A 26,829-nucleotide genomic window follows, 5' to 3' on the forward strand; every position below is an offset into this window, starting at 1 on the left:
CCCCCCTCGCCCATAAATGGGCGAGGGGGGCGGATCGGTGTCGCGCCACAGACTTCCAGCCCCCCGCCCCAGAGCCCTGGGGCTTGCGGTCAGATAGAACGAATCAGGGCTGGGCCACGGCCTGGCGGGCGGCGTCCATCAGCGCCTCGCCGATACGCGGCGCCCACTTCTCTTGCACGCCGGCGGTGGCTGCGGCGAAGGCGGCACGCTCGGCCTCGCTCAGTTCGATCACCTCCACGCCACGCTCGCGGATATCGGCCAGGCGCTGGGCCTGGGCGCTGCGCGACAGCTCGATCTCCCACTTGCCGGCGTCGATGGCGGCCTGGCTGAGCAGCTCGCGATCGGCCTCGGGCAGCGCTTTCCACACGCGCTGGTTGACCGCGAAGATCAGCGGGTCGGCCATGTAGTCCCACAGGGTCAGGTACTTCTGCCCGACCTGGTCGATGCGCGCCACGTCGAACACCGATAGCGGGTTCTCCTGGCCGTCCACCGCGCCGGTGGTCAGCGCCGGCTTGGCGTCGGCCCAGCTCATCTGCGTGGGGTTGGCGCCGAGGGCATTGAAGGTGTCCTGGAACAGCGGCGAGCCGACCACGCGGATCTTCAGGCCGGCCAGGTCGGCCGGGCTGCGCACCGGCTTGGCCGAGTTGGACAGCTGGCGGAAGCCGTTCTCGCCCCAGGCCAGCGGCACGATGCCGCGCTGCTCGATGGCGGCGAAGGCCAGCTTGCCGGCCTCGCCCTGGGTGATGGCGTCGAGGTCGGCGTCGCCCTGCATCAGAAACGGCAGGGAGAACAGGTTGAGCTCCGGCACCTGCGGCGACCAGTTGATGGTCGAGCCCACGGCCATGTCGATCAGGCCGGAGCGCATGGCGGAGAATTCCTTGGTCTGGTCGCCGGCGACCAGCTGCGCGTTGGGATAGACGCGCAGGGTGATGCGCCCCTCGGAGCGCTCGTTGACCAGGTCGGCCCACTTCTGCGCGGCCTGGCCCCAGGGGAAGGCGTCCGACAGCACGGTGGAGACGGAGTATTCGCGCGCCTGCGCGGTGGCGCACAGGGCGGTCAGCGCGGCGCCGGCGGCCAGCGCGGAGAAGAGTCGCTTGAGTTTCATCGGGGGCGTCCTTGTATGGATCTTGGTCGTTGTCGTTGTGTGCGCAGGCTGCACCTGGGCGATCCAGCGGCGAGCGGGTGGCTCGCCTGGCGCGCCTGGTCGGCGCGCGAAGGGGACACGGCGGGTGTCACGACTGCCGGGCAGGCCTTGTGGGCGAACGGCAGGGGCCAGCGGGTTACGCTTAGCCGCCTAACTATTCCAGAAGCGCGCGGCGAATGCCATTGTCCGATGTCTGTTAACGTTGCCCGGCCGAACGAGCCCCACCCATAATCGCCGACACCTGATTTCGGACCCTTGCCCATGGCCATTTCCCGCGACGACCTCGACCAGCACGGCCTGATCATCGGCGTGTCGCCCGAGCGCTTTCGCGCCGTGGCCATGCCGCTGCTGTTCGACCACCTCGNGACGACCTCGACCAGCACGGCCTGATCATCGGCGTGTCGCCCGAGCGCTTTCGCGCCGTGGCCATGCCGCTGCTGTTCGACCACCTCGACGCCCAGTGCGAGGGCACCATCGCGGTCAACCGCCAGGCGCGCATCGTCTGGATCAACGACAAGTACGCGCAGAAGGTCGGCATCAGCGACCCGCGCAGCGCGCTGGGCAAGGAGGTCGAAGAGGTGCTGCCGGCCAGCCGCCTGCGCGAGGTGGTGGAAAGCGGTCAGCCGAGCATGCTCGACCTGATGGCCTTCGGCGACGAGCACTTCGTGGTCACCCGCATCCCCCTGCGCGACGCGGACGGCACCCTGGTCGGCGCCCTCGGCTTCGTGCTGTTCGACCGCGCCCGCCATCTCAAACCGCTGATGGCCAAGTACAACCAGCTGCAGAGCCAGCTGCTCGCCACCCAGCACGAGCTGGCCAAGGCGCGCCGTGCGCGCTACACCATCGCCGGTTTCATCGGCGCCAGCGCGGCGGCCAGCGAAGTGAAGCGCCAGGCGCGCCGTGCCGCGCAACTCGACGCCACGGTGCTGCTGCGCGGCGAGACCGGCACCGGCAAGGAGCTGCTGGCCCAGGGCATTCACAACCTATCGCCGCGGGCCAACGGCCCCTTCGTCGCGGTCAACGTCGCGGCGATCCCGGAAACCCTGGTCGAGGCCGAGCTGTTCGGCACCGCGCCGGGGGCCTTCACCGGCGCCGAGCGCAAGGCGAGGATCGGCAAGTTCGAGGTGGCCAACGGCGGCACGCTGTTTCTCGACGAGATCGGCGACCTGCCGCTGCCGTTGCAGGCCAAGCTGCTGCGGGTGCTGCAGGAGCAGGAGGTGGAGCCGCTCGGCTCCAACCAGGTCAAGCCGCTCAACGTGCGGGTGATCGCCGCCACCCATATCGACCTGGAAGCCAAGGTGGCCGCCGGGCAGTTTCGCGACGACCTCTACTACCGCCTCAACGTCCTGGCCCTGCGCGTGCCGCCGCTGCGCGAACGCGCCGGCGACATTCCCGCGCTGATCGAACACCTGCTCGACGACCTGGCCAACCGCTCCGGCCTGGCGCCGCTGGAGCTGAGCGACGACGCCCTGGCCCTGCTCTGCGCCCAGCCCTGGCGCGGCAACGTGCGCGAGCTGCGCAACCTGCTGGAACGGGCGCAGCTGGCGGTCGACGGGCGACTGGATGGCGCGGCCTTGCGCGCTCTGCTGGTCGATCCGGTGGCGCCGAGTGCGCAGATTCCCGTCGCCCCCGTCGCGATGGCCGGCGCGCGGACGCTGGCCGAGCAGCTGGCGCAGGCCGAGCGCCAGGCCCTGCAGGCGGCACTGGACGCCACCGGCGGCAACCGCCAGCAGGCGGCCGAACGCCTGGGCATTTCCCGCGCCGGCTTCTACGCCAAGCTGGCGCAGCATGGGTTGGGGCGCCGAGGCTAATTCTGCTCATTTGCGGGGGCGGCTGGGGCGGCATTCCGCTTCAGCCGCGAAAGCCGTTGCGCCAAGCTTCGCGGCTAAAGCCGCGCCTACAGAAGGCGTTGTGGGCCGCAGTTAGGTAGCCCGGATGAAATCCGGGAATCGACGCCCCCAAAGCCCCGGATTGCATCCGGGCTACGACTCGGGCGTAGGGTGGATCACGCTTTATCGATCCACCATTGGCTACCCCACGAAACGCAACGGTGGAAATGCACAGCGATTACCCCCCTACAACACGCCCCAGAAATCCAGATATCTGGACAACCTTCGACCTTTCAATTCCATGAATCTGGACTAAATCCAGAAAGCTGGAGGCCATCTCGTACCTCTCCTGCTTTCCCGCGCTCGGTCTGAAAGCCTGAAAACCCCTGGCCATAGGCCCTCCCGCCCTATCGACCAAAGTCGTAACGCCCTCTGGCACGACTCTGGCTCTATATCCGGCAAGGGCGCGCTGCCGCATGCGCGTCTTCTCGATAAACGGCCCAGAGCCGCTAGAACAACAACAAAAGGAACCACCCATGGGTACCCTAGGTATTCTGATTTCCCTCGCGCTGCTGATGTACCTCGCCTACCGCGGCATCAACGTGCTGATCCTCGCTCCCCTGCTGGCCCTGCTGGCGTTGCTGTTCGCCGGCGACATCGGCCTGCTGCTGCCCACCTACACCCAGGTGTTCATGAAGGCCATGGGCGGCTACGTGATCCAGTTCTTCCCGCTGTTCCTGCTCGGCGCGCTGTTCGGCAAGCTGATGGACGACTCGGGCTCGGCCCGCGCCATCGCCCACGGCATAGTCGCGAAAGTGGGCAGCGAGCGGGCCATCCTGGCCATAGTGCTGGCCTGCGGCATCCTCACCTACGGCGGCGTGTCGCTGTTCGTGGTGGCCTTCGCCGTGTACCCGATCGGCGCCGCGCTGTTTCGCGAGGCGGGCATTCCCAAGCGCCTGATCCCCGGTGCCATCGCCCTCGGCTCGTTCACCTTCACCATGACCGCGCTGCCCGGCACCCCGGCGATCCAGAACGCCATCCCCAACCCCTTCTTCGGCACCGATGCCTTCGCCGCGCCGGGTCTGGGCGTCATCGCCGGGCTGATCATGTTCGGCCTCGGCACCTGGTGGCTCACCGCCCAGTCGCGCAAGCTGATGGCCGCCGGCGAAGGCTACGGCGAACACCGCGACGACCCGGTTGCCGAGGACAAGCGCGACATTCCCGGCTTCTGGCTGGCGCTGCTGCCGATCTTCGTGGTGATCGCGCTGAACTTCCTGATGGCCAAGCAGATCCTGCCTAGCCTCGACACCAGCTACCTGGCCAAGCCGGAATTCGGCGGCCTGCAGGATGCCAAGTCGCTGATCGGCATCTGGTCGATCATCGTCGCCCTCGGCGCCGCCATCGTGCTGCTGATCGGCCTGCACTGGCGGCGCTGGATGGACCTGAAGCAGAGCGTCAACGACGGCGCCTTCGGCTCCATGCTGCCGATCCTCAACACCGCCGCCGAGGTGGGCTACGGCACGGTGATCGCCTCCCTGGCCGGCTTCGTCATCATCCGCGACCTGGTGCTGGGCGTATCGAGCAACCCGCTGATCTCCGAGGCGGTGGCGGTGAACATCCTCGCCGGCATCACCGGCTCGGCCTCCGGCGGCATGTCCATCGCGCTGAAGACCCTGGGCGAGCAGTACCTGACCATGGCCAACGCCGCCGGCATCAGCCCCGAGCTGCTGCACCGCGTCGCCGCCATGGCCTCGGGCTGCATGGACACATTGCCGCACAACGGCGCGGTGATCTCGCTGCTGGCGATCTGCAAGCTCAGCCACCGCGAGTCGTACAAGTTCATCTTCGTCAACACCGTGGCCTTTCCGCTGGTGGCGCTGGCGGTGGTGATCACCCTGGGCACTCTTTTCGGTAGTTTCTAAGGTTCGTTGCATGAGCAAGATCATCAGTGCCGCAGAAGCCGTGGCGCGCATCCCGGACAACGCCAACCTGGCCACCGGCGGCTTCGTCGGCATCGGCTTCGCCGAAGAGATCGCCATCGCCCTGGAGCGGCGTTTTCTCGCCGAACGGGCGCCGCGCGACCTGACCCTGGTGTACGCCGCCGGTCAAGGCGACGGCAAGGGTCGCGGCCTCAACCATCTGGCCCACGAGGGCCTGGTGCGGCGGGTGATCGGCGGTCACTGGGGCCTGGTGCCGGGGCTGCAGAAGCTGGCGGTGGACAACCGCATCGAGGCCTACAACCTGCCGCAGGGGGTGATCTCCCAGCTGTTTCGCGATATCGCCGCCGGCAAGCCGGGGCAGCTGTCGCGGGTCGGCCTGGGCACCTACGTCGACCCGCGCCACGGCGGCGGCAAGCTCAATGCGCGCACCACCACCGAGCTGGTGCGGCTGATGCCCATCGACGGGCAGGACTACCTGTTCTACCCGACCTTTCCCATCGACGTGGCGGTGGTGCGCGCCACCAGCAGCGACCCCGACGGCAACCTCAGCTTCGAGCGCGAGGCGTTGACCATCGAGAGCCTGGCCATCGCCATGGCCGCGCGCAATTCCGGTGGCCTGGTGATCGCCCAGGTCGAGCGCCTGGTCAAGCGCGGCTCGCTGAATGCGCGCGAGGTGAAGATCCCCGGCATCCTCGTGGACTGCGTGGTGCAGGCCGAGCCGGCCAATCACCAGCAGACCTTCGCCACCGCCTACAACCCGGCCTTCGCTGCCGAGACGCGGGTGCCGGTGGACAGCCTGGCGCCGCTGCCGCTGGACGTGCGCAAGCTGATCGCCCGCCGCGCCGCGCTGGAGCTCAAGGGCGGTGCGGTGGTCAACCTCGGCATCGGCATGCCCGAGGGCGTCGCCGCGGTGGCGGCCGAAGAAGGGGTGATCGAGCGCCTGACCCTGACCGCCGAGCCCGGGGTGATCGGCGGCGTGCCGGCCTCGGGGCTGGACTTCGGCGCGGCGAGCAACCACAGCGCGCTGCTCGATCAGCCCTACCAGTTCGACTTCTACGACGGCGGCGGCCTGGACATCGCCTTTCTCGGCCTGGCCCAGGCCGATGCCGCGGGCAACCTCAACGTGTCGAAATTCGGTTCGCGCCTGGCCGGCGCCGGCGGTTTCATCAATATCAGCCAGAACGCCAAGCAGGTGGTGTTCGTCGGCACCTTCAGCGCCGGCGCCCAGGACATCCGCGTCGAGGACGGCCAGTTGCGCATCGTCCAGGACGGTGCGCTGCGCAAGTTCGTCGCCGAGGTGGAGCACCGCACCTTCGCCGGCCGCCTGGCCGCCGAACGTGGCCAGCCGGTGCTCTACGTCACCGAACGCTGCGTGTTCCGCCTGAGCCTGGACGGCCTGGAGCTGATCGAGGTGGCGCCGGGGGTGGATATCCAGCGCGACATCCTCGCCCGCATGGACTTCGCGCCCATCGTGCGCGAGCCGAAGTTGATGGACGCGCGGCTGTTTCGCCCAGAGCCCATCGGCCTGGCCCAGTGCCTACAAAATCTTTGAGCGTGAACTTACGGGCCTAACAGGCCCGATTATTTGCCGGAATGCTTAAGGTGCTCACGCCTCATCGATCCACCCTGGGCAATCGAGGCGAACGCCCCGAGATAGCGCCCCCGGATTTCATCCGGGCTACGCCGGCTAGACCGTAGGGTGGACCACGCTTCATCGGTCCACCATGGGCAATCGAGACAAAGGCTCATGGTGGAAATGAACAGCGATTTCCACCCTACATCCTTTCCCCCAGCTTATGCCGCGCGGCATACAGGCAAACCATCTCCATGGCCACGGTGGCGCCGGCCAGGGCGGTGATCTCGGCGTGGTCGTAGGGCGGCGAGACCTCCACCACGTCCATGCCCACCAGGTTGATGCCGCGCAGGCCACGCAGGATCTCCAGCGCCTGGTGGGTACTCAGGCCGCCGCACACCGGGGTGCCGGTGCCGGGGGCGAAGGCCGGGTCGAGGCAGTCGATATCGAAGGTCAGGTACACCGGGTGGTCGCCGACCCGGGCGCGGATCAGCTCGGCGATCTGCTGCGCGCCGCGGCGATGCACCTCGGGCGCGTCCAGCACCTGGAAGCCCAGGGTGTCGTCGTTGGTGGTGCGCAGGCCGATCTGCACCGAGCGCGCCGGGTCCACCAGGCCCTGGCGGGCGGCGTGGTAGAACATGGTGCCGTGGCTGACGCCCTGTTCGCTGGCATCGCTATCCGGCCAGGTGTCGCTGTGGGCATCGAAGTGCACCAGCGACAGCGCGCCATGCCGCTTGGCATGGGCCTTGAGCAGCGGGTAGCTGATGAAGTGGTCGCCGCCCAGGGTCAGCAGGCCACAGCCGGCGGCAACGATCCGCTCGGCATGCGCCTCGATGGCCGCCGGAATCCTGTGCGGCAGGGCATGATCGAAGTTGCAGTCGCCGTAGTCGATCACCGCCAGCTGGTCGAAGGGGTCGAACTCCCAGGGGTAGTGGCGTTCCCAGGCGCTGGTCACCGAGGCGGCGCGGATCGCCCGCGGGCCGAAGCGGCTGCCGGGTCGGTTGGTGGTGGCGGTGTCGAAGGGCACGCCGCTGACCACCAGGTCGACGCCCTCCAGGTCGCGCGAGTAGCGCCGGCGCATAAAGCTGGTGACGCCGGCGTAGGTCGGCTCCGAGTAGGTGCCGTAGAGGCTGTCGCGGGTGATCGCCAGGTCGTTGCCTTGGAATGCTTCCATTGCCTTGTCCTCAATACTGACTGCGAAAGGTGGTCCAGATACGGGTGCGCTCGCGCTGCTGGCGCAGCGGCATCAGCTGCTCGCTAAACAGCCGCGCGCGGACTTCGGCCGGCGGGTAGATATCCGGATCGCCGGCGATGGCCTCGTCCACCAGCGCGGTGGCGGCCCGGTTGGCGTTGGCGAAGAACACGCTGTTGGTCAGCTCGGCGATGGCTTCGGGACGCAGCATGAAGTCGATAAAGGCATGGGCGGCCTGCGGATGCGGCGCGTCGGCGGGGATGGCCATGGTGTCGAACCAGATCAGCGTGCCTTCGACCGGCACGCGGTACTCCACGCTGAACGGCTGGCCGGCCTCACGGGCATTGTCGGCGGCCATAAAGGCGTCGCCGTTGTAGGTCAGCGCCAGGCAGATCTCGCCCTTGGCCAGGTCGTCGATATGCCGGCCGCTGCCGACGTAGCGCAGGCTGGGCTGGAGGCCGGCGAGCAGTTGCCGTACCGCCGCCAGGTCGGCCTTGTCGCTGCTGTAGGGGTCCTTGCCCAGGTAGTGCAGGGCGATGCTGATCACCTCCTGGGGCGAGTCGATCACGGCGATGCCGCAGTCCTTGAGCCGTCTGGCGTATTCGGGCTTGAACAGCAGGTCCAGGCTGTTGCTCGGCACGCCCGGCAGGCGCTGCGCCACGGCCTCCTTGTTGTAACCCAGGCCGACCGTGCCCCAGGTGTAGGGCACGCCGTAGCGGTTGCCGGGGTCGGCCACGGCCAGCTTGGCCAGCAGCTCGCCGTCCAGGTTGCCCAGGTTGCTCAGCCGGCGGCGCTCGACCGGCTGCACGGCGCCGGCCTGGATCGCCCGGGCCAGGCCGCTGGAAGCGGGAAAGACGACGTCGTAGCCGCTGCCGCCGGTGAGCAGCTTGCTGTCCAGGGCTTCGGCGCTGTCGAAGATGTCGTACTTGACCCGGATGCCGGTCTCGTCCTTGAAGCGCTGCAGCGCCTGCTCGGGGATATAGGCCGACCAGCTGTAGAGATTCAGGGCCTTGTCTTCGGCCTGCACGGCGAAGGCGCTGCACAGCAGCAGGGGGAGGATGACCTGGCGCATCGGGAATGGCCTCGTGGTGGTGATGGGCTGGGGGTCATCCTGCGCCCGGCGTTGCTTCGAATAAATACGAAGTGATCTACTCTGGCATCGATGAATATCAATGTATGGAGCCGCCATGCTCAGCCAATTGCGCGACCTCGACCTGCAGCTGCTGCGCCTGTTCGTCACCGTGGTGGAGAGCGGTGGCTTCAGCGCGGCGCAGGGCGAGCTGGGCATCGGCCAGTCGACCATCAGCACGCAGATGGCCAAGCTGGAGACGCGCCTGGGTTTTCGCCTGTGCGAACGGGGCAAGGCCGGCTTTCGCCTGACCGCCAAGGGCGAGCAGGTGCTGGCCGCCACGCGCAAGCTGTTCGGCGCCATCGAGACCTTCAAGGGCGAGGCCCAGGGCATGGCCGACAAACTGCTCGGCGAACTGCGCATCGGCCTCTCCGAGGCGCTCTCGGACCAGGTGCTGGAGCGCCTCGGCGATACCATCGGGCGTTTCCGTCGGCGCAACCAGGCGGTGCAGATCGAGCTGCTCAGCGCCATGCCCGCCGAGCTGGAGAGGCGCCTGCTGCAGGACCAGCTGCAACTGGCCATCGGCTATTTCTCCGGCAGCCAGACGGCGCTGGACTACCGGCCCCTGTTCGCCGAGCGCCAGCGCCTGTACTGCGGGCGCCAGCACCCGCTGTTCGGGCGCGAGACGGTCGCGGCCAGCGACCTGGAAGACGGCGACCGGGTGCTGCACCCCTACCGCTTCGGCGCCGCCGGCGAGCCCTGGCAGTCCAGCGTCAGCAGCGCGCGCTGCGAACAGGTCGAGGGCAGCCTGGCCTTCGTCCTCTCCGGCGCCCACCTGGGCTACCTGCCCGAGCATATCGCTGCGCCCTGGGTGGCGCGCGGCAAGCTGCGCTGCCTGCCGGACAGCTGGGATTTCACCGTGCAGTTCCGCCTCGCCAGCCACCGCGGCCATAGCCCCGGCGAAGCGCAGCTGGCCTTCGCCGAGGACCTGCTGGCAGCCTTCGGAGCGGACTAGGGGCGCTGCGCGCCAGGCTCCCCGGCCGTCCTCAGTTCGGCGGCCAGGGCTTCCAGCGCAGCGAGGATCGCCACGATCTCGGCATGCAGGTCGCGTTCGTCGGGGATTTCCGCTTCCAGTTGCAACTGTGGATCGAAGCCCAGGGGGATATGGATACCCATAACGTTGTCCTCGTCGGCGCTGGCCGAACATGGCTGATGGATAGTTGGGCAGGGGATGAGCCGAACGGCTCGAAACGGAATGCTGCGCATCAGACTGTGCTCGCAACATGACGCCTTTATGACCCTGATCGGTAGCGAGGCTCAAGCTAGAGCGTCCGGCAGGCGATAAACGGCGGTCTATAGTTGCTCACTCCCATTCGTTCTCGCCGCAAGGAGTTCCCATGAGCAAGACCTACCACGTCGCCGTGCTGGTCGGCAGCCTGCGCAAGGCCTCGATCAACCGCAAGCTGGCGCTGGCCCTGGCTCAGCTGGCACCGCCCTCGCTGAAGCTGGAGATAGTCGAGATCGGCGACCTGCCGCTGTACAACGAGGACATCGACCAGGGCAGCCCGCCCGAGGCCTACGTCGCCTTTCGCGCCAAGCTCAAGGGCGCCGACGCGCTGCTGTTCGTCACCCCGGAGTACAACCGCTCGATGCCCGGGGCGCTGAAGAACGCCATCGACGTCGGCTCGCGGCCCTACGGCCAGAGCGCCTTCAGCGGCAAGCCCGGCGCCGTGCTGAGCGCCTCGCCCGGGGCCATCGGCGGCTTCGGCGCCAACCATGCGCTGCGCCAGTGCATGGTGTTTCTCGACGTCTACATGATGCAGCAGCCGGAGGCCTACCTCGGCGGCGCCGGCAGCTTCTTCGAGGAGGCCGGCATGCTCGGCGACGGCATCAGACCCTTCCTGCAGAAGTTCATCGACGCCTATGCCGCCTGGGTGGCGCAGCACGCCTGACACCGGAGCGGGCGGCACGGGCTAGGCTTGAGGAAAGCGCCACGAGGCTCGGCCATGGCAACCATCCAGCCCGACGAGGGCTTCTGGCAGGACGCCGAAACGGACAAGCAGCACGCCGCACTGCGCGCCGCCCTCGAGCAGCGCGCGCGCAGCGGCCAGCCGATGCTCGGCTTCCAGCTGAAGAAGGCCGAGCTGGCCGGCATCGATCTGGTCAACCACGGCAGCCGCGCCGGCTTCGTCCTGCGCGATGCCGACCTGTACCGCGCCGACCTGCAGCACGCCCATCTGTTCGCCCTCGACCTGCGCGGCAGCTCGCTGATGAAGGCCGACCTGCGCCAGGCCAACCTGCACTGTGTCGACCTGCGCGACTGCAACCTGCTGGGCGTGCGCCTGGAAGGCGCGCGACTGGACAACGTGGTGTGGGATCGCCAACTGCTGCAGGAGCGGGTGGCGCGCGAGCTACTGCGCCGCGGCGACGCCAGCGCGGCGCAGCAGCAGTTTCAGGAGGCCGAGGAAACCTATCGCAACCTGCGCCTGCACCTGGAACAGGCCGGGCTGTTCGAGCAGGCCGGCTACTTCTTCCACCGCGAAATGCTCATGCGGCGCCTGCAGATGCCACGGCTCTCCGCGCGGCGCCTGCTGTCCTGGCTGGTCGACCTGTTCTGCGGCTACGGCGAGAAACCGCTCAACGTGGTGCTGTTCTCCCTCGGCCTGATCGGCGTCTGCGGCCTGCTGTACTTCCTCACCGGGGTCAACCAGGGCGGCCAGACACTGGGCCTCAGCCTCGACCGCGGCCTGCTGGCCAACCTGCAGGACCTGCTCGCCTGCCTCTACTACAGCGTGGTCACCTTCACTACCCTGGGCTACGGCGACATCACGCCCGGCGGCCTGGCGCGGCTGATCGCCGCCGTCGAAGCCTTCGTCGGCAGCTTCACCATGGCCCTGTTCGTGGTGGTGTTCGTAAAGAAAATGACTCGCTAGCCTGGCGCATTTGCCGCCAGACGCGACCGGAATGCCGCTTGCCCGCCTAGACCGACCGGTCTACATAATCTCTCCCATGAACAAGACCACCCGCGACAAGTTGATCGACGCCATGATCGACGCCCTGCAGCGCAAGGGCCTGCACGGCGTCGGCCTGAGCGAACTGCTGGCCGACGCCGGCGCCCCCAAGGGCAGCCTCTATCACCACTTTCCCGGCGGCAAGAGCGAGCTGGCGGTGGCCGCTATCGAGCGCATCGGCCAGCGCGCCGAACAGGCCTTCGCCACGCTGTTCGAGCACCAGCCCGAGCCGCTCGACGCCCTCGCCGCCTGGCTGCATGGCGCCCTCGGCCAGCTGCAGGGCAGCGCCTTCGAGCGCGGCTGTCCGCTGGCCACGGTGGCGCTGGAAAGCGGCCCCGAGGACGAGGACATCCGCGCCGCCCTGGCCACGGCCTTCGCCGCCATTCGCCGGGCGCTGCAACGCCAATTGCAGGCGCACGGTTACCCCGAGGCCGAAAGCCTCGCCGCGCTGTTCGTCGCCCTCTACGAAGGCGGCCTGCTGCAGGCTCGCGTCGCCGGCAGCGCCGAGCCGCTGCGCCAGGCCGCCGACGCCCTGTTCCACCTGACCCGCCAGCAACGAGTGCCACTGACATGAACCACGACCGCCCGACCATCCCCAGCGAAGCCGTAGCACTGGCGGCCCGCGACGGCTACCCGCTGACCGCCACCCTGTACCACGCGCGCGAACCCCGCGCGCAGTTGCTGATCGCCGGCGCCACCGGGGTGCCGCAGGGCTTCTACCGGCGTTTCGCCGAACACGCCGCCGCCCGCGGCTTCAGCACCCTGACCCTGGACTACCGCGGCGTCGGCCAGTCCAAGCCGGCCAGCCTGCGCGGCTTCGACATGGATTACCTGGACTGGGCGCACCTCGACCTGGCCGCCGCGGTGGATCAGCATCGCCACGGCGAACGCCCGCTGTTCATGGTCGGCCACTCCTTCGGCGGCCATGCCTTCGGCCTGCTGCCCAACCATGATCAGGTGACCGGCTTCTACACCTTCGGCACCGGCGCCGGCTGGCACGGCTGGATGCCCAAGGCCGAACAAGTGCGCGTGCTGGCCATGTGGCGGCTGATCGGCCCGCTGATGACGCGCTACAAGGGCTACCTGGCCTGGAGCAAGCTGGGCATGGGCGAGGACCTGCCGCTGGGCGTGTACCGCCAGTGGAAGCGCTGGTGCCGCTACCCGCGCTACTTCTTCGACGACCCGCAGATGCCCGGCCTGACCGAGCGCTTCGCCCGGGTCGCCACGCCCATGGTGGCGCTCAATACCCTGGACGACCTGTGGGCGCCGCCCGCCTCGCGCGATGCCTTCATGGCCGCCTACGTCAACGCGCCCTACCAGGCGCGCACGCTCGATTCGCAGGCCGAGGGCCTGGGCAATATCGGTCATATGGGTTACTTCCGCCCCGCCGCCCAGCGCCTATGGGACGAGACGCTGGACTGGTTCGAGCGACTGCACGCCGAGCGACGGGCGGCCTGAGCCGATAGTGGTGGGGATGGGTGTGCGCGGCGCACCCTGCGGCGAGCTAGGCCAGCAGCGCGGGAATCCGAAGAGGTCGGGCGAACGCCCCAAAAAAGAAAACCCCGCGTTTGCGGGGCCTTGCAGACTGTAGTCCTGACATCCTTGATCTGCTCACCGTCCTGGCGGCTGTCCAGTGTGTCCCTGTTCGTTTGTGCGCTTCCTGCGCTGAATCCGTAAGCAGAAGAGTACGCCCGTGCCGAATCGCCCGACAGTGGCGATAAGCGGCAGCCTGTGTAAGCCATGGCTTACAGGCAACCAACCAAGCATTCGCTCGGGGTTATCTTGTGACGCGCGTCTTGCTAGACTCCGGCTTGTCCTACAAAAACAACAGACTCCGTCAACGGCGGTCATTGGGGCTCGATCATGCGCGCAGTCACCCTGATTCTCGGTTGCCTGGCAACAGCTTTTGGCACGTTCGTCCTGGCTTCTGGCCAGACTCAACTGGGCGATCCCAAGCAGGCCATCGCACAGGCCTTCTGGCAGGATCTCTACGGCGCCGGCGGCACCACGCTGTATTGCGCCAAGCCCTTCGACGGCGAGAGCGGCACCGTCACCGCCAGCCCGATCTACAGCAGCAAGCAGCTCAAGAGCGCGCTGCGCTGCGTCACCGACCGTCAGTGCACCATCATGAATCCGCGCTATCCCTACATCGCCGCGGACCTGCACAACCACTATCCGGCCCTGACCCGCGTCGAGCTGGCGCGGCGCAACGCCCAGTTCGCCGACCTGGCCGACGATGTGCCGAGCAAGTTCGCCGACATCGGCTGCGACCTGAAGACCAGCTTCCAACTGGTGGAACCGCGCGACGAGGCCAAGGGCAATATCGCCCGGGCGATCTTCTACATGCACGTCGAGTACGACCTGCCCATCGTCGGCCTGGTGCCGATGTACAAGGCCTGGCACCGGCTGGATCCGCCGGATGCCGAGGAGAAGGCGCGCAACGACAAGATCGAGGCGCTGCAGGGCACCCGCAACCGCTTTATCGACGATCCGGCGTTGGTGGATCAGCTAATCAGCGATTGACGCGGGGGGTGCCGCGCGCACCCTACGGGCGGGTTATCCCCGGCGTTTATGCAGCGACCGCAGCTTGTAGCGATCGCCGGGATGGATCAGCCGCGCGTAGCTGATCAGGTGATCCTCCGACCAGGTGCGGCGGATCACGCTCAAACAAGGCATGGCCGGGTCGATCTGCAGCAGTTCGGCGGTAGGTGCATCCACCAGCACCGCCTCGACCACGTGCTCGATGTCCGAGATCGGGCAGCTGGCCACCAGCACCTCGTTGGGCGTGTGCTGGCTGAAGTCGGTGTCCAGGTAATGCGGCACCCAGCGCGGGTTGACGAAGCGATCCTCGAGCTGGATCGGCAGGCCGTCCTGCAGGTGCACCAGGATGCTGTGAAACACCTCCGCGCCCAGGCGCAGGCCGAGGCGCAGGGCCACCTCGTCGTCGGCGGCGATGGCCTCGCAGCGCACCACCCGGTTGCCGTAGACATGGCCGCGGCCGCGTACCTCGGCGGCGATGTTCATCACCTCATGCAGCGGCGACTCGGCCTTGCGGTCGGTGACGAAGGTGCCGAGTCCGGCCTGGCGCACCAGATAGCCCTGCTGCACCAGATTCTGGATCGCCTTGTTGGCGGTCATCCGGCTGACACTGAAATCGCGCGCCAGCTGCTCCTCCGGCGGGATCTGGTGGTTGACCGGATAGGCGCCGTCGCGGATGCGCTCGAGCAGGTATTCCTCGATCGCCCGGTAGCGGGGGGTTGTGCTGGTCACTGCGATTCCTTGGGTTGTACCCGAAGCGCAGATGATAGCCTCCCCTCTCGCCCGCGCGTAGGGACAACGGCGTGCGATTGCCACAATATGGGGCACAGGCCGGCGGATCGCCGACCTGTGCCTGTGACGCACTCAGCGCGCCGCTTCAGGCTGACTCAGAAGTAGTAGCCGATATTGGCGTAGAGCTGATTTTCCCACTGGTCGCTGCCGCCACTGCCGAGGCTCTGGGTGTAGCTGCTGCCGCCCAGGTAAGGATCGTTCTTGCCATGCAGCCATTCCAGGGCGATCCACAGCTCCTTGAAGGAAAACGAGGTGCCCAGGATAAAGCGCTCGGAATCCTTGAAAGAACTTTCCGACTTGTCGAAGCGGCTGTAGTTGCCGTACAGCTTCACGCCGGAAAACAGCCAGTAGCTGCCCGGCAGGTCGTAGCTGAGGTCGGCCAGGTACAGGTTGCCCTTGGACGCCACGTTGAAGGTGCCGTCGAAGCTGCCGAAGGTCACGACCTTGTCGGTGCCGGCATTCTTCGGCTCCATCTGCTGCCGCGTCGCCTGCAGTTGCACGCCCCAGGGGCCGTTCTGCCCCAGGTAATGCGCAGCGAACACCGAGCGCCGGCCATCCTTGCCGGTGTCCTGGTTCTCCAGGGTCGAGGTCAGCAGCGAGCCGCCGATTTCCGACGACCAGCCGCCGACCCTGAGCTGGCGCGCCAGACGCAGCACCAGCTTGTTCTGCTCGTCGTTGTCGCTGCCGTCGACCACGTAGTCGTCGGCGTCGGCGACGTTGGTCGAGAAGGACTTGCCGCCGCGGCTGGTGCCCGTCCACTGGCCGCCGTCACTGGGGTAGAAAGCGGCGTGGAGGCTCCAGTCGGCATCGTCCTTGATGTATTTGACGCCGAGGTTGTGCACGTCCTCCAGGCCGATGACGTTGCCCAGGCCCAGGTAGAAGGTGCTGCCGTAATAGGGCAACAGGCCAAAGGGCATCTGATTGATGCCGACCTGCACCTGCTGCGTTTCATCGAACTTGTAACCTATCCAGGCCCAGGCCGGGAAAGAGACGTCGCCAATGCTGTCGACATAATCGTAGGGATAGGAGCCACCATAGAAACGATACTGCGCCGAGCCGATCCAGGTCTCCGAACGGTAATTCACGTCGATGCGAAAAGTATCGAAGGACAACTTCTGGATATCCCGATCCGGGTCGTAGTCGAAACGCGCCCGCAGCGCCCCGCCGACGTCCAGATTCTCGGTCACCGGCGCCGCTGCCACGCCTTGCGCGAACAGCAGCGCGGCGCAAAACATATAGCGCGGTCGGTGTTTCTTATAGTTATCGAACAACATATGGTCACCCTCTATTTTTGTGTTTTTACGGACAAAGCCCTGCCGCAATGCCATGCAGCAGCTGGCACTCTTGTTGAACGTGGGAAACAGGCACGCAGGGGCTAGCCCCGCCCTGCAAGCGACACGGAAGTTATTGCGAGTCGATGTTTAGCGCGCGGTTAGTTGTCCATGCACAGCCGCCCCTGGCTGTGCATGGCATCCGCCATCGCTGGCGCCGCGTCGGAGGGTTAGCCCGACGGCAACAGCCCGGCCGGCAGCAACGGCGTCAGCACCCGTTCGGCCAGCAGGTCGTTCGCCGCGGCGATGTCCGGGGCGAAGAAACGGTCTTCCACGTAGTAGGGCACCTTGGCGCGCAGCGCCTGACGCGCCTGCTCCAGCGCCGGCGAGCTCTTCAGCCCTTCGCGGAAATCCAGGCCCTGACAGGCGCCCAGCCATTCCACGGCGAGCACGCCGCGGGTGTTGGCGGCCATTTCCCACAGGCGCTTGCCGGCCGCCGGGGCCATGGACACGTGGTCTTCCTGGTTGGCCGAGGTGGGCAGGCTGTCGACGCTGTGCGGGTGGGCCAGGGCCTTGTTCTCGCTGGCCAGTGCGGCGGCGCTGACCTGGGCGATCATGAAGCCGGAGTTGACCCCGCCGTTGGCCACCAGGAAGGGCGGCAGCTGCGACATGTGCTTGTCCATCATCAGCGAGGTGCGGCGCTCGCTCAGCGCACCGATCTCGGCGATGGCCAGGGCCAGATTGTCGGCGGCCATGGCCACCGGCTCGGCGTGGAAGTTGCCACCGGAAATCACCTCGCCCTCGGCGGCGAACACCAGCGGGTTGTCCGATACCGCGTTGGCCTCCACCGCCAGCACCTCGGCGGCCTGGCGCAGCTGGGTCAGGCAGGCGCCCATCACCTGCGGCTGGCAGCGCAGCGAGTAGGGGTCCTGCACCTTGTCGCAGGCGGCGTGGGAGCGACCGATCTCGCTGCTGGCGCCGAGCAGATGGCGATAGGCGGCGGCGGCGTCGATCTGCCCGCGCTGGCCGCGGGCGGCGTGGATGCGCGCATCGAAGGGCGCTCGCGAACCGAGCATGGCCTCGACGCTCAACGCCCCGCAGACGCTGGCGGCGGCGTACAGGTCCTCGGCCTCGAACAGCCCGCGGAGGGCGTAGGCGGTGGACACCTGGGTGCCGTTGAGCAGGGCCAGGCCCTCCTTGGCCGCCAGGCACATCGGCTCCAGGCCGGCCAGCGCCAGCGCTTCGGTGGCCGGCAACCACTCGCCCTTATGGCGCGCCTGGCTCTCGCCGAGCAGGATCAGCGACATATGCGCCAGAGGCGCCAGGTCGCCGGAGGCGCCCACCGAGCCCTTGAGCGGGATATGCGGGTAGACCTCGGCGTTGACCAGGGCGATCAGCGCCTCGATCACCTGCCGGCGGATGCCGGAGAAACCACGCGCCAGGCTGTTGATCTTCAGCAGCATGATCAACCGCACCATGGCGTCGTCCAGCGGCTCGCCGATGCCGGCGGCGTGCGACAGCACCAGCGAGCGCTGCAGCTTTTCCAGGTCGGCGTTGGCGATGCGGGTCTGCGCTAGCAGGCCGAAGCCGGTGTTGATGCCGTAGGCGGTGCGGCCCTCGGCGACGATCTGGTTGACGCAGGCGACGCTGGCGTCGATGGCCGGATAGGCGCTGGCGTCCAGGGTCAGGCACACGGGCGCCTGGTAGGCGGCGCGCAGGTCGGCCAGGGTCAGCTGGCCGGGGCGAATATGCAGAACGGGCATGACTCTACTACCTCAACAGTCGATGGGCGCCAGCTGCTCGCGCAGCGCGGCCAGAGTGTGGGCGTCGCGCAGCAGCTGGTAGCAGGCACGGATATCCAGGTACAGCGGGTGTTCTTCGGTGTAGTGGGCGACCCGCTCGCGCAGGCGTTGCCAGGCGTGCCCGGTGCCGGTGCCGAAGGGCCGGTGCTCGATGAAATCGAAGGCCTGGGCCGCCAGCAGGTACTCGATGGCGAGCACATGGAAGGCGTTGTCGAGCGCCTTGTCCAGCTTCAGCGCGGCGCTCTCGCCCAGGCTCAGGTGATCCTCCTGCAGACCCGAGGTGAGGAAGTTGTCGGTCACCGCCGGCAGCGCCAGGCGCTTGTTGTCCGCCACCAGCGAGGCGGCGCTGTACTGGGCGATCATCATCCCCGACTTGACCCCGCCCTCGGCGGTGAGGAACGCCGGCAGGCTGTTGGCCTGCGGCGTCACCAGGCGGAAGGCGCGGCGCTCGGCGATGCTGCTCCACTCGCACACGGCGATGGCCAGCAGGTCGCAGGCCAGCGCCACCGACTCGCCGTGGGGGTTGGCCTGGGAGATGATCCGATGGCCTTCGCCCTGGCGCACCACCAGCGGGTTGTCGGTGGCCGAGTTGAGCTCGTCGACCACCTGCCGGGCGGCGTGCCGCAACTGGTCGCGGCAGGCGCCGTGGACCTGGGGAATCGAACGCAGACTGAGGGCATCCTGCAGGCGCTCGCCCTGGCTCAGTTCCAGCACCCGACTGCCGGCCAGCAGCCGGCGCAGGTTGGCGGCGCTGCGCTGCATGCCGGGGTGCGCCTTGCGCTGGATCGCCGCCGGGTCGATGGCGTCGAGCTGGCAGCCGAGCGCCTCGAAACTCATCGCCGCGACGACGTCGGCCCAGTCCGCCAGGGCGCTGGCATCGGCCAGGGCCAGGCAGGCCAAGCCGGTCATCGCCGGGGTGCCGTTGACCAGGCTCAGGCCATCCTTGGGCCCCAGCGTCAGCGGCGCCAGGCCGATGGTCTGCAACGCCTCGCTGGCGGCAAGACGGCGGCCGGCCAGCTCCACCTCGCCGACGCCGAGCAGGGCCAGGCCGATATGCGCCATGTGCGAGAGGTAGCCGACCGAGCCCTGCGCCGGCACCTGCGGCAGCAGGTCGTGCTCGAGCAGCTGCAGCAGCCCCTCCACCACCTGGCGGCTGACGCCCGAATGGCCGTGGCTGTAGTTGACCACCGCGCAGCAGATGATCGCCCGTACCTGCTCGGCGCGCAGCGGCGCGCCGATGCCGCAGGCGTGGCTCATCAGGGTATGGCGCGACAGGCGCTGCAGCTCGTCGGGCGCCAGCACCACGTTGCACAGCGCGCCCAGCCCGGTATTGATGCCGTAGTGCGCCTGGCCCGAACCGGCCATGGCCAGCACCGCCGCCCGCGCCTCGTCGATGCGTGCCCAGGCCCCCGCCGACAGGCGCAGCGGCCGGCGCTGGCGGGCCACGGCCACCACCTGCTGCCAGTCGACCGCGCCGTCGCCGATGACGATTTCCGCCAGACTATTCATTCACCACTCCCGCCAGCGGCGCCGGCTCGTCGACTCGTTCGCCGTTCGGCTCGTGCCGCTTGAAGATAAACACCCGGGCTGCCGCGGCGACAATCAGGATGAACAGGAACAGCACGCTGAAACCGCCGGCCGCGGCCAGGTACTTGATGCCCTCGACGCCCTGCGCGCCACCGCCGTAGGCGACCATGATGAAGGCAATGGCGCCGATCGACAGGCCCCAGATCACCTTCTGCCGCTTCGGCGACTCCTCGTCCGCACGGATGTCGTGGGTGCAGATCGAGGCGATGGTCGAGGTCATCGAGTCGGCCGCGGTGGCGAAGGAGAGGATCAGGGTGAAGATCGCCAGCGGCACCAGGATGATGGCCAATGGCAGGTGCTGGAGGAAGCCCCAGAGCCCGGCGACCGCGCCGTTCTCGCTGACGATGCGCACCAGGTCGAGGGTGCCGTCGAGCTGCCACTTGATCGCCGAGCTGCCCCAGATGGCGAACCAGACGATGCCGAACAGCGACGGCAGGATCCAGTTGATCACCAGGAACTCGCGCAGGGTACGGCCGTAGGAGATGCGCGCGAGGAACAGGCCCATCAGCGGCGCATAGGCGATCCAGATCGACCAGTCGTACATGGTCCACCAGGTCACCAGCGCCTCGCCGCCGGACTCCTTGGTGTCGAACGACCAGAGGAAGAAGTTGCTCAGCCAGTAGCCGATGGAGGTGGTCGACAGGCTGAGGATGTAGCTGATCGGCCCGACCACCAGCAGGATGACCACGAAGGCGTAGAAGATGTAGGCGTTGATCGACGACAGCAGGCGGATGCCGCGTTTGAGCCCCGACAGCGCCGAGGCGATGAAGATGGTCGCGATCACCAGGGTCAGCAGCAGCCAGGTCATCGGCGTCGGGCGGATGCCGTACTGCGACTCGATGCCCGAACTGATCAGCGCCAGGCCGGCGCCGAGCGACGAGGCCAGACCGAGGGCGATGGCCAGCACCGACACCACGTTGACCAGCGAGCGCACCAGCGGCCGCTGTTCGTGACGGCCGATCACCGGAATCAGGGTCGAGGCGATGGAGAACGCCTGGCGGCGGTTGTAGTGCATGTAGCCGATCATCAGACCGACCACCGAATACATGGCGTAGGGAATGAAGCTCCAGTTATGGAAGCAGCGCGCCAGGGCGAAGATCGCCGCCTCGGCGCTGCCGGGGGCGAAGGTCTGGTTGCCGATCTCGCCGTAGACGTTGCCCAGGTAGATGATCGGCTCGTTGACCGAGTAGGTCACCACGCCGGTGGCGATGCCGCCGGTCAGCGCCATGGCGAAGGTGGTGGCCATGGAAAACGCTGGTTTGGCGTGCGCCCCACCGAGGCGAATGTCGCCGGCCTTGGAGAAGAAGATGTAGGCGGTGACCGCCAGTGCGGAAATGGCCAACAGCTGGTAGAGCCAGGCGAAATCGACCAGGGAGAAGTAGAAGATGCCCTTGGCCACCCGGACCAGGGCCGCGTTGTCGACCAGCCCCAGGACGACCGCGAGAAGAATGATGGTGAAGGCGGGGACGAACACCCCCACGTTCAGGCGTTTACGGCTACTTGTATTCATTGTTGCCTGCCTTTTCTGGGAACAGCGTTAGGAGGTCTGCCGACGCCGTGGGCCTCTGCCGCCCACGCCGCCGGCGTTGCGCACGATGCTCAGAGCATCGGCAGATCGAGGCCCTGTTCCCTGGCGCAATCGATGGCGATCTGGTAACCGGCATCGGCGTGACGCATCACCCCGGTGCCCGGGTCGTTGCGCAGCACGCGGCCCAGGCGGGCGCGGGCCTCGGGCGTACCGTCGGCGACTATCACCACCCCGGAATGCTGCGAATAGCCCATGCCCACGCCGCCGCCATGGTGCAGCGAGACCCAGGTGGCGCCGCCGGCGGTGTTGAGCAGGGCGTTGAGCAGCGGCCAGTCGGACACGGCGTCGGAGCCGTCCTGCATGGCCTCGGTCTCGCGGTTGGGGCTGGCCACCGAGCCGGAGTCCAGGTGGTCACGGCCGATCACCACCGGCGCCTTCAGCTCGCCGCTGGCGACCATGTCGTTGAACGCCTGGGCCAGGCGCGCGCGGTCCTTCAGGCCGACCCAGCAGATGCGCGCCGGCAGGCCCTGGAAGGCGATGCGCTCGCGGGCCATGTCCAGCCAGCGGTGCAGGTGCTCGTCGTCCGGGATCAGTTCCTTGACCTTGGCGTCGGTCTTGTAGATGTCCTCGGGGTCGCCGGACAGCGCGGCCCAGCGGAACGGGCCGATGCCCTGGCAGAACAGCGGACGGATATAGGCCGGGACGAAGCCGGGGAAGTCGAAGGCGTTGGCCACGCCCTCCTCTTTCGCCATCTGGCGGATGTTGTTGCCGTAGTCGAAGGTCGGCACGCCCATCTTCTGGAAGTCGAGCATGGCGCGCACGTGCACCGCCATCGACTGCTTGGCGGCCTTGACCACCGCCTCGGGCTGGCTCTTGCCGCGGGCCACGTACTCCTCCCAGCTCCAGCCGGACGGCAGGTAGCCGTGCAGCGGGTCGTGGGCACTGGTCTGGTCAGTGACCATGTCCGGACGCACGCCGCGGCGCACCAGCTCCGGCAGCACGTCGGCGGCGTTGGCGCAGAGGGCGATGGACACCGCCTTGCCCTCGGCGCAGTACTTGTCGATGCGCGCCAGGGCGTCGTCGAGATCGCTGGCCTGCTCGTCGACATAGCGGGTGCGCAGGCGGAAGTCGATGCTCGACTGCTGGCACTCGATGTTCAGCGAGCAGGCGCCGGCCAGGGTGGCGGCCAGCGGCTGGGCGCCGCCCATACCGCCCAATCCAGCAGTCAACACCCAGCGGCCCTTGAGGTTGCCGCCGTAGTGCTGGCGGCCGGCCTCGACGAAGGTCTCGTAGGTGCCCTGGACGATGCCCTGGCTGCCGATATAGATCCAGCTGCCGGCGGTCATCTGCCCGTACATGGCCAGGCCCTTGCGGTCCAGCTCGTTGAAGTGCTCCCAGTTGGCCCAGTGCGGCACCAGGTTGGAGTTGGCCAGCAGCACGCGCGGGGCGTCCGGGTGGGTCTCGAACACGCCCACCGGCTTGCCGGACTGGATCAGCAGGGTCTGGTTGTCTTCCAGGCGCTTGAGCACCTCGACGATCTTGTCGAAGCACTCCCAGTTGCGCGCGGCGCGGCCGATGCCACCGTACACCACCAGCTCCTTGGGGTTCTCGGCCACCTCGGGGTCGAGGTTGTTCATCAGCATGCGCAGCGGCGCTTCGGTCAGCCAGCTCTTGGCGGTCAGCTTATTGCCGCGCGGGGCGCGGATTTCGGTATCGCGGAACTTGGTCATCTTGCGGGCTCCTGTGGAGAACGAGTTAAGGGTGGGCGGTCAGAGCCAGCCCAGAAATTGTGCGAGGTAGGCCAGGGGAATGGCGAACAGCAGGCTGAGCAGGGTGCGCTGCAGCCAGATCAGCAGCAGGTGGCCCAGGCTCAGGGGAATCCGCGTGGCCAGCACGCAGGGAATCGAGGCGGAGAGAAACAGCACGCTGCTGACCGAGACGATGGCGGTGACGAACTTCACCAGCACGTCGGCGTCCTTGAGCAGCATCGCCGGCAGGAACATCTCCGCCAGGCCGGCGGAAATGGCGCGGGCCACCTGCATCGGCTCGTCCAGGCCGAACAGCCAGGTCAGCGGGTAGAGCAGCACGCCGAGCGCATCGAACAGCGGGGTGTACTTGGCCGCGAGCAGCCCGAACAGGCCGACGGCGAGAATGCTCGGCAGGATGGCGGCGGTCATGCGCAGGCCATCGAGGAAGGTTTCACGCAGGGCCGAGCCCAGCGATGGCGCGTTGCTGGCCTGCTCCATCCCGGCGCGCCAGGCGCTGCCCAGGCGGCTTTCACCGGGCTGCAGCGGCGCCTCGGGCGTGGACTCGGACGGCAGTCGCGACAGCGGGTAGATGCGCGCGCTGACCGCCGTCACGGCGAAGGTCACCGCCATGGCGCCCCAGAAGTACAGGTTCCACTGCCCCATCAGGCCCAGGGTCTTGGCGATGATCACCATGAACGGCGCCGACACGGTGGAGAAGCCGGTGGCGATGATCGCCGCCTCGCGCACGCTGTAGTGCCCCTGCTGGTACATGCGGTCGGTGATCAACAGGCCCACCGAGTAGCTGCCGACGAAGGAGGCCACGGCATCGATGGCCGACTTGCCCGGCGTGCGCCAGATCGGTCGCATCACCGGCTGCATCAGCACGCCGATCAGTTCCAGCAGGCCGAAGCCGATCAGGAACACCAGCGCCAGCGAGCCCAGCGGCACGATCAGCGCCAGGCTGAGCACCAGTTTCTCGAACAGAAACGGCAGCATGTCCGGCTGATACAGCGCCTGCGGACCGAGTTGCAGCAGGTAGGCGGCGCCGATCAGCAGGCCGAGCACCTTGAGCACGCTGAACACGCTATGGGTCAGGCTGCGACGCCAGCTGCCGTCGAACCAGGGCGCCAGCGCGCCGTAGAGCATGAACAGCAGCGCCACGCCGATCACCAGCGGCCGCGCATGCAGCTGCAAAGCGCTGGCGGCGTGGTCGAGGAGAATGGTCGAACGCCCGCCGAGCTCGAACGGCACGAAGAACAGCAGCAGGCCGATCAGGCTATAGCCGAGCAGGCGCGCCAGGGCCCGCGAGCGCGACACGCCGGCGCTCAACGGCAGGGACTCAGACATGGCGCGGCTCCTGGCCGCGGCGGCGGGCGGTGGTGAACATGGTGGTTTCCTCGTAGTTGTTGTTGTGCGGGAAAGGGCCGGGCTTGCGTGCTCAGAGGCTGAGCAGGTGGATCAGCCGCGCCGCCACGCGGGCGGTGCGGTTGTCGATGTCGTATTCGGGGTTGAGCTCGGCGAGATCGGCCAGGCGCAGCTTGCCGCTGCCCTTGAGCCGCTCGATCAAGGGCTCGAGCAGCTCCAGGCGCACCCCGCGCGCGGCCGGGGCGCTGACCCCGGGGGCCTCGCAGGCCGGCAGCACGTCGATGTCGATGGTCAGGTAGAGCACGTCGCAGGCGGCGGCAAAGGCCTCCAGCTCGGCGCCGATGGCGTCGAGGCTCGACTCGCGAATCTCGCGGTCCTCGCGCACCAGCACGCCGAGGTCGGCGGCCCGCTGGAACAGCGCGCGGGTATTGCTGGCGCGGCTGACACCAAGGCAGGCGTAGCGAAACGGCCAGCCGCGCGCGGCGCACTGCTCGGCGATCTGCGCGAAGGGGGTGCCGGAGGAATGCACATGGGCCGGGTCGCGCAGGTCGAAATGGGCGTCGAAGTTGACGATGCCGATCCGCGGGGCATGGTTGCCGGAGAGGTGCTCGGCCAGGCCGGACCAGCTGCCGAAGGCCACTTCGTGGCCGCCGCCGAGCACCACGGGGAAATGGCCGGCATCCAGCAGCGCGCAGACGGTGCGCCCGAGGCGGGCCTGGGCCGCTTCCAGGTCGCCGTCCTCGCAGACCACGTCGCCAGCATCGTAGGCCGGTGCCTGGCGGTGCCAGGCCAGGTTGGCCAGGGCCTTGCGCATCGCCAGCGGCGCGGCGGCGGCGCCGACCCGACCATGGTTGCGGCGCACGCCCTCGTCGCAAGCGAAGCCGAGCAGGGCCAGGCCCGGCTGGCTGTCGCGGCCAAGGGCGCGAATGCGCTGGTGCCAGCGCGGGCTGTCCGGCTCGGGGTCGGTACGCCCGCCCCAGGCCTCCATGGAATGGCGATCAGCGTGCATGAACGAGTTCTCCGTTGAAGATGCGCTGGCGCAGGCGGCCGGCCTGGACGGCGTAGGCCAGTTCGGCCGGGGACAGCACATCCCACAGGCACAGGTCGGCGGGCGACCCGACCTCGATCCGCCCCAGGTCGGGGCGGCCGAGGGCGCGGGCGGCCTGGGCGGTCATGCCGCTCAGCGCCTCGCGCGGAGTCAAGCGAAACAGGGTGCAGGCCAGGTTGGCCATCAGCGTGGGCAGGCAGATCGGCGAGGTGCCGGGGTTGGCGTCGCTGGCCACGGCCATCGGCACCTGGTACTGGCGCAGCAGCGCGATGGGCGGCAGCTGGGTTTCGCGCAGCACGTGGAAGGCGCCGGGCAGCAGCACGGCAACGGTGCCGGCCTCGGCCATGGCGCGCACGCCGGCTTCGTCGAGGTACTCGATATGGTCGGCCGACAGCGCGCCGTAGCGCGCGGCCAGGGCGCTGCCGCCGAGATTGGACAGTTGCTCGGCATGCGCCTTGAGCGCCAGGCCATGGGCCTGGGCCGCCTGGAAGATGCGCTCGCACTGCGCCGGGGAGAAGCCGATGCCCTCGCAGAACACGTCCACCGCATCGGCCAGGCCCTCGGCGGCGGCCGCCGGGATCATCACGTCGCAGACCAGGGCCACGTAGTCGTCGGCGCGGCCGGCGTACTCCGGCGGCAGGGCATGGGCGCCGAGCAGCGTGGTCAGTACGCGCACTGGGCGCAACTCACCAAGACGACGGGCCACGCGCAGCATCTTCAGCTCGTCCGCCAACGTCAGGCCGTAGCCGGACTTGATCTCCAGCGTGGTCACGCCATCGGCCAGCAGCGCATCGAGGCGCGGCAGGCTGGCGGCGATCAGCTCGTCCTCGCTGGCCGCGCGGGTGGCGCGCACGCTGCTGAGGATGCCACCACCAGCGCGGGCGATCTCTTCGTAGCTCGCCCCCTCCAGGCGCTGCTCGAACTCGCCGGCACGGTTACCGGCGTAGACCAGGTGGGTATGGCAATCGACCAGGCCGGGGGTCATCACCCCGCCGCGACCGGCGCAGGCGGCGCCCTGGGCGAACGCCTCATCGAACTCGCGCACCGGCCACAGGCCGGCGATGCGCTCGCCTTCGACCAGCAGATTCATCGGCTCGTCCAGCTGGGTCAGGCCATCGAAGACCCGCACGTCGCGCCACAGCTGTTTCGGGGTTGGGAATGCCGGCATGGGATTCTCCGCATTTATTTTGTATATACAATATGAGCCATCCGGGCGAGCGTCAAGCCATGCGAGGGAAAATGACCAGATGGTCAAAGGGCCTTTTCAAACCGATGGATACTGGCTGAATCAGCCTAAATAGAGCGATCAAAGCCGCCAAACAAGGTGACAACGGCCGCGCACCGAGCAATGACCGCTGGTCGCCCGAGCTTAATGTATATACATTAAGCTAA

22 protein-coding genes are annotated in these 26,829 nt (G+C 67.9%); 9 read left to right on the forward strand and 13 right to left on the reverse strand.

Going from position 1 to position 26,829, the window contains the following annotated elements:
• Window positions 1-103 precede the first annotated feature (103 nt).
• Window positions 104-1,105, reverse strand: a complete 1,002-nt coding sequence (locus tag ACW9UL_RS20600; protein ID WP_021445603.1) for a DctP family TRAP transporter solute-binding subunit — start codon at window positions 1,103-1,105, stop codon at window positions 104-106.
• Window positions 1,106-1,542: 437 nt separating this feature from the next.
• Here ACW9UL_RS20600 and ACW9UL_RS20605 point away from each other — a divergent pair, with 437 nt between their 5' ends.
• From ACW9UL_RS20605 to ACW9UL_RS20615, 3 genes are all read left to right on the forward strand, one after another.
• Window positions 1,543-2,955, forward strand: coding sequence for a sigma-54 interaction domain-containing protein (locus tag ACW9UL_RS20605; RefSeq protein ID WP_457788114.1), 1,413 nt, complete (start codon window positions 1,543-1,545; stop codon window positions 2,953-2,955).
• Window positions 2,956-3,509: 554 nt separating this feature from the next.
• Window positions 3,510-4,895, forward strand: coding sequence for a GntP family permease (locus ACW9UL_RS20610; protein ID WP_457788115.1), 1,386 nt, complete (start codon window positions 3,510-3,512; stop codon window positions 4,893-4,895).
• A 10-nt stretch (window positions 4,896-4,905) separates the two neighbouring features.
• Window positions 4,906-6,465, forward strand: a complete 1,560-nt coding sequence (locus ACW9UL_RS20615) for an acyl CoA:acetate/3-ketoacid CoA transferase (RefSeq protein WP_457788116.1) — start codon at window positions 4,906-4,908, stop codon at window positions 6,463-6,465.
• A 223-nt stretch (window positions 6,466-6,688) separates the two neighbouring features.
• Here ACW9UL_RS20615 and speB read toward each other — a convergent pair whose 3' ends face one another.
• Window positions 6,689-7,660, reverse strand: a complete 972-nt coding sequence (speB, locus tag ACW9UL_RS20620) for an agmatinase (RefSeq protein WP_457788117.1) — start codon at window positions 7,658-7,660, stop codon at window positions 6,689-6,691.
• 10 nt (window positions 7,661-7,670) lie between these two features.
• Window positions 7,671-8,750 carry a polyamine ABC transporter substrate-binding protein gene (locus tag ACW9UL_RS20625; RefSeq protein ID WP_457788118.1) on the reverse strand — a complete coding sequence of 360 codons (1,080 nt, stop codon included), beginning with the start codon at window positions 8,748-8,750 and terminating at the stop codon, window positions 7,671-7,673.
• 115 nt (window positions 8,751-8,865) lie between these two features.
• Between ACW9UL_RS20625 and ACW9UL_RS20630 the strand changes: the two genes are divergently transcribed.
• Entirely contained in the window at window positions 8,866-9,762 is an 897-nt protein-coding gene (locus ACW9UL_RS20630; RefSeq protein ID WP_457788119.1) for a LysR family transcriptional regulator, read from the forward strand.
• On the opposite strand, the gene ACW9UL_RS20635 is transcribed toward ACW9UL_RS20630, so the two are convergent.
• Window positions 9,759-9,923, reverse strand: coding sequence for a hypothetical protein (locus ACW9UL_RS20635; protein WP_021442510.1), 165 nt, complete (start codon window positions 9,921-9,923; stop codon window positions 9,759-9,761). The genes ACW9UL_RS20630 and ACW9UL_RS20635 overlap by 4 nt on opposite strands.
• A gap of 221 nt (window positions 9,924-10,144) precedes the next feature.
• Here ACW9UL_RS20635 and ACW9UL_RS20640 point away from each other — a divergent pair, with 221 nt between their 5' ends.
• The 5 genes from ACW9UL_RS20640 (at window position 10,145) to ACW9UL_RS20660 (ending at window position 14,281) form a co-directional block, all read left to right on the forward strand.
• Complete coding sequence (locus ACW9UL_RS20640) at window positions 10,145-10,699, forward strand: NADPH-dependent FMN reductase (protein WP_021442511.1); 555 nt, start codon at window positions 10,145-10,147, stop codon at window positions 10,697-10,699.
• Between the two features lie 54 nt (window positions 10,700-10,753).
• On the forward strand, window positions 10,754-11,680 hold the full coding sequence (locus ACW9UL_RS20645; RefSeq protein WP_122110211.1) for an ion channel: 927 nt from the start codon (window positions 10,754-10,756) through the stop codon (window positions 11,678-11,680).
• A gap of 76 nt (window positions 11,681-11,756) precedes the next feature.
• Complete coding sequence (locus ACW9UL_RS20650; RefSeq protein WP_457788120.1) at window positions 11,757-12,332, forward strand: TetR/AcrR family transcriptional regulator; 576 nt, start codon at window positions 11,757-11,759, stop codon at window positions 12,330-12,332.
• Window positions 12,329-13,216, forward strand: coding sequence for an alpha/beta hydrolase family protein (locus ACW9UL_RS20655; RefSeq protein WP_457788121.1), 888 nt, complete (start codon window positions 12,329-12,331; stop codon window positions 13,214-13,216). The genes ACW9UL_RS20650 and ACW9UL_RS20655 overlap by 4 nt, the downstream gene beginning before the upstream one ends.
• Window positions 13,217-13,621: 405 nt before the next feature.
• A complete protein-coding gene (locus tag ACW9UL_RS20660) occupies window positions 13,622-14,281 on the forward strand; it encodes an endonuclease (protein WP_021443315.1) in 660 nt (219 codons plus the stop codon).
• Window positions 14,282-14,314: 33 nt separating this feature from the next.
• Here the strand turns inward: ACW9UL_RS20660 and hutC are convergent, their stop codons facing one another.
• From hutC to hutI, 9 genes are all read right to left on the reverse strand, one after another.
• A complete protein-coding gene (gene hutC / locus ACW9UL_RS20665) occupies window positions 14,315-15,028 on the reverse strand; it encodes a histidine utilization transcriptional repressor HutC (protein WP_021443316.1) in 714 nt (237 codons plus the stop codon).
• Between the two features lie 155 nt (window positions 15,029-15,183).
• Window positions 15,184-16,362, reverse strand: a complete 1,179-nt coding sequence (locus tag ACW9UL_RS20670; RefSeq protein WP_457788122.1) for a hypothetical protein — start codon at window positions 16,360-16,362, stop codon at window positions 15,184-15,186.
• A gap of 227 nt (window positions 16,363-16,589) precedes the next feature.
• Window positions 16,590-18,122 (reverse strand): histidine ammonia-lyase, encoded by a 1,533-nt coding sequence (hutH, locus tag ACW9UL_RS20675; protein WP_457788123.1) that lies wholly within the window; start codon window positions 18,120-18,122, stop codon window positions 16,590-16,592.
• A gap of 12 nt (window positions 18,123-18,134) precedes the next feature.
• Complete coding sequence (locus ACW9UL_RS20680) at window positions 18,135-19,670, reverse strand: HAL/PAL/TAL family ammonia-lyase (RefSeq protein ID WP_457788124.1); 1,536 nt, start codon at window positions 19,668-19,670, stop codon at window positions 18,135-18,137.
• On the reverse strand, window positions 19,663-21,258 hold the full coding sequence (locus tag ACW9UL_RS20685) for a BCCT family transporter (RefSeq protein ID WP_457788125.1): 1,596 nt from the start codon (window positions 21,256-21,258) through the stop codon (window positions 19,663-19,665). Before ACW9UL_RS20685 ends, ACW9UL_RS20680 begins: the two co-directional genes overlap by 8 nt.
• A gap of 89 nt (window positions 21,259-21,347) precedes the next feature.
• Entirely contained in the window at window positions 21,348-23,006 is a 1,659-nt protein-coding gene (hutU, locus tag ACW9UL_RS20690) for a urocanate hydratase (RefSeq protein WP_457788126.1), read from the reverse strand.
• Between the two features lie 39 nt (window positions 23,007-23,045).
• Window positions 23,046-24,371, reverse strand: a complete 1,326-nt coding sequence (locus tag ACW9UL_RS20695; protein ID WP_457788127.1) for a YjiH family protein — start codon at window positions 24,369-24,371, stop codon at window positions 23,046-23,048.
• 91 nt (window positions 24,372-24,462) lie between these two features.
• Complete coding sequence (gene hutG, locus ACW9UL_RS20700; RefSeq protein WP_457788128.1) at window positions 24,463-25,398, reverse strand: formimidoylglutamase; 936 nt, start codon at window positions 25,396-25,398, stop codon at window positions 24,463-24,465.
• Window positions 25,388-26,605, reverse strand: a complete 1,218-nt coding sequence (gene hutI, locus ACW9UL_RS20705) for an imidazolonepropionase (protein WP_457788129.1) — start codon at window positions 26,603-26,605, stop codon at window positions 25,388-25,390. Before hutI ends, hutG begins: the two co-directional genes overlap by 11 nt.
• Window positions 26,606-26,829 lie beyond the last annotated feature (224 nt).

Source organism: Pseudomonas sp. PL-6 (genome assembly GCF_054110165.1).

Excerpts from the sequence above, each read along its gene's own strand:
- ACW9UL_RS20600 (WP_021445603.1), bottom strand. The coding sequence starts at position 1,105 with ATGAAACTCAAGCGACTCTTCTCCGCGCTGGCCGCCGGCGCCGCGCTG.
- ACW9UL_RS20610 (WP_457788115.1), top strand. The coding sequence starts at position 3,510 with ATGGGTACCCTAGGTATTCTGATTTCCCTCGCGCTGCTGATGTACCTC.
- ACW9UL_RS20615 (WP_457788116.1), top strand. The coding sequence starts at position 4,906 with ATGAGCAAGATCATCAGTGCCGCAGAAGCCGTGGCGCGCATCCCGGAC.
- speB (WP_457788117.1), bottom strand. The coding sequence starts at position 7,660 with ATGGAAGCATTCCAAGGCAACGACCTGGCGATCACCCGCGACAGCCTC.
- ACW9UL_RS20625 (WP_457788118.1), bottom strand. The coding sequence starts at position 8,750 with ATGCGCCAGGTCATCCTCCCCCTGCTGCTGTGCAGCGCCTTCGCCGTG.
- ACW9UL_RS20630 (WP_457788119.1), top strand. The coding sequence starts at position 8,866 with ATGCTCAGCCAATTGCGCGACCTCGACCTGCAGCTGCTGCGCCTGTTC.
- ACW9UL_RS20635 (WP_021442510.1), bottom strand. The coding sequence starts at position 9,923 with ATGGGTATCCATATCCCCCTGGGCTTCGATCCACAGTTGCAACTGGAA.
- ACW9UL_RS20640 (WP_021442511.1), top strand. The coding sequence starts at position 10,145 with ATGAGCAAGACCTACCACGTCGCCGTGCTGGTCGGCAGCCTGCGCAAG.
- ACW9UL_RS20645 (WP_122110211.1), top strand. The coding sequence starts at position 10,754 with ATGGCAACCATCCAGCCCGACGAGGGCTTCTGGCAGGACGCCGAAACG.
- ACW9UL_RS20650 (WP_457788120.1), top strand. The coding sequence starts at position 11,757 with ATGAACAAGACCACCCGCGACAAGTTGATCGACGCCATGATCGACGCC.
- ACW9UL_RS20655 (WP_457788121.1), top strand. The coding sequence starts at position 12,329 with ATGAACCACGACCGCCCGACCATCCCCAGCGAAGCCGTAGCACTGGCG.
- ACW9UL_RS20660 (WP_021443315.1), top strand. The coding sequence starts at position 13,622 with ATGCGCGCAGTCACCCTGATTCTCGGTTGCCTGGCAACAGCTTTTGGC.
- ACW9UL_RS20670 (WP_457788122.1), bottom strand. The coding sequence starts at position 16,362 with ATGTTGTTCGATAACTATAAGAAACACCGACCGCGCTATATGTTTTGC.
- hutH (WP_457788123.1), bottom strand. The coding sequence starts at position 18,122 with ATGCCCGTTCTGCATATTCGCCCCGGCCAGCTGACCCTGGCCGACCTG.
- ACW9UL_RS20680 (WP_457788124.1), bottom strand. The coding sequence starts at position 19,670 with ATGAATAGTCTGGCGGAAATCGTCATCGGCGACGGCGCGGTCGACTGG.
- ACW9UL_RS20685 (WP_457788125.1), bottom strand. The coding sequence starts at position 21,258 with ATGAATACAAGTAGCCGTAAACGCCTGAACGTGGGGGTGTTCGTCCCC.
- hutU (WP_457788126.1), bottom strand. The coding sequence starts at position 23,006 with ATGACCAAGTTCCGCGATACCGAAATCCGCGCCCCGCGCGGCAATAAG.
- ACW9UL_RS20695 (WP_457788127.1), bottom strand. The coding sequence starts at position 24,371 with ATGTCTGAGTCCCTGCCGTTGAGCGCCGGCGTGTCGCGCTCGCGGGCC.
- hutG (WP_457788128.1), bottom strand. The coding sequence starts at position 25,398 with ATGCACGCTGATCGCCATTCCATGGAGGCCTGGGGCGGGCGTACCGAC.
- hutI (WP_457788129.1), bottom strand. The coding sequence starts at position 26,605 with ATGCCGGCATTCCCAACCCCGAAACAGCTGTGGCGCGACGTGCGGGTC.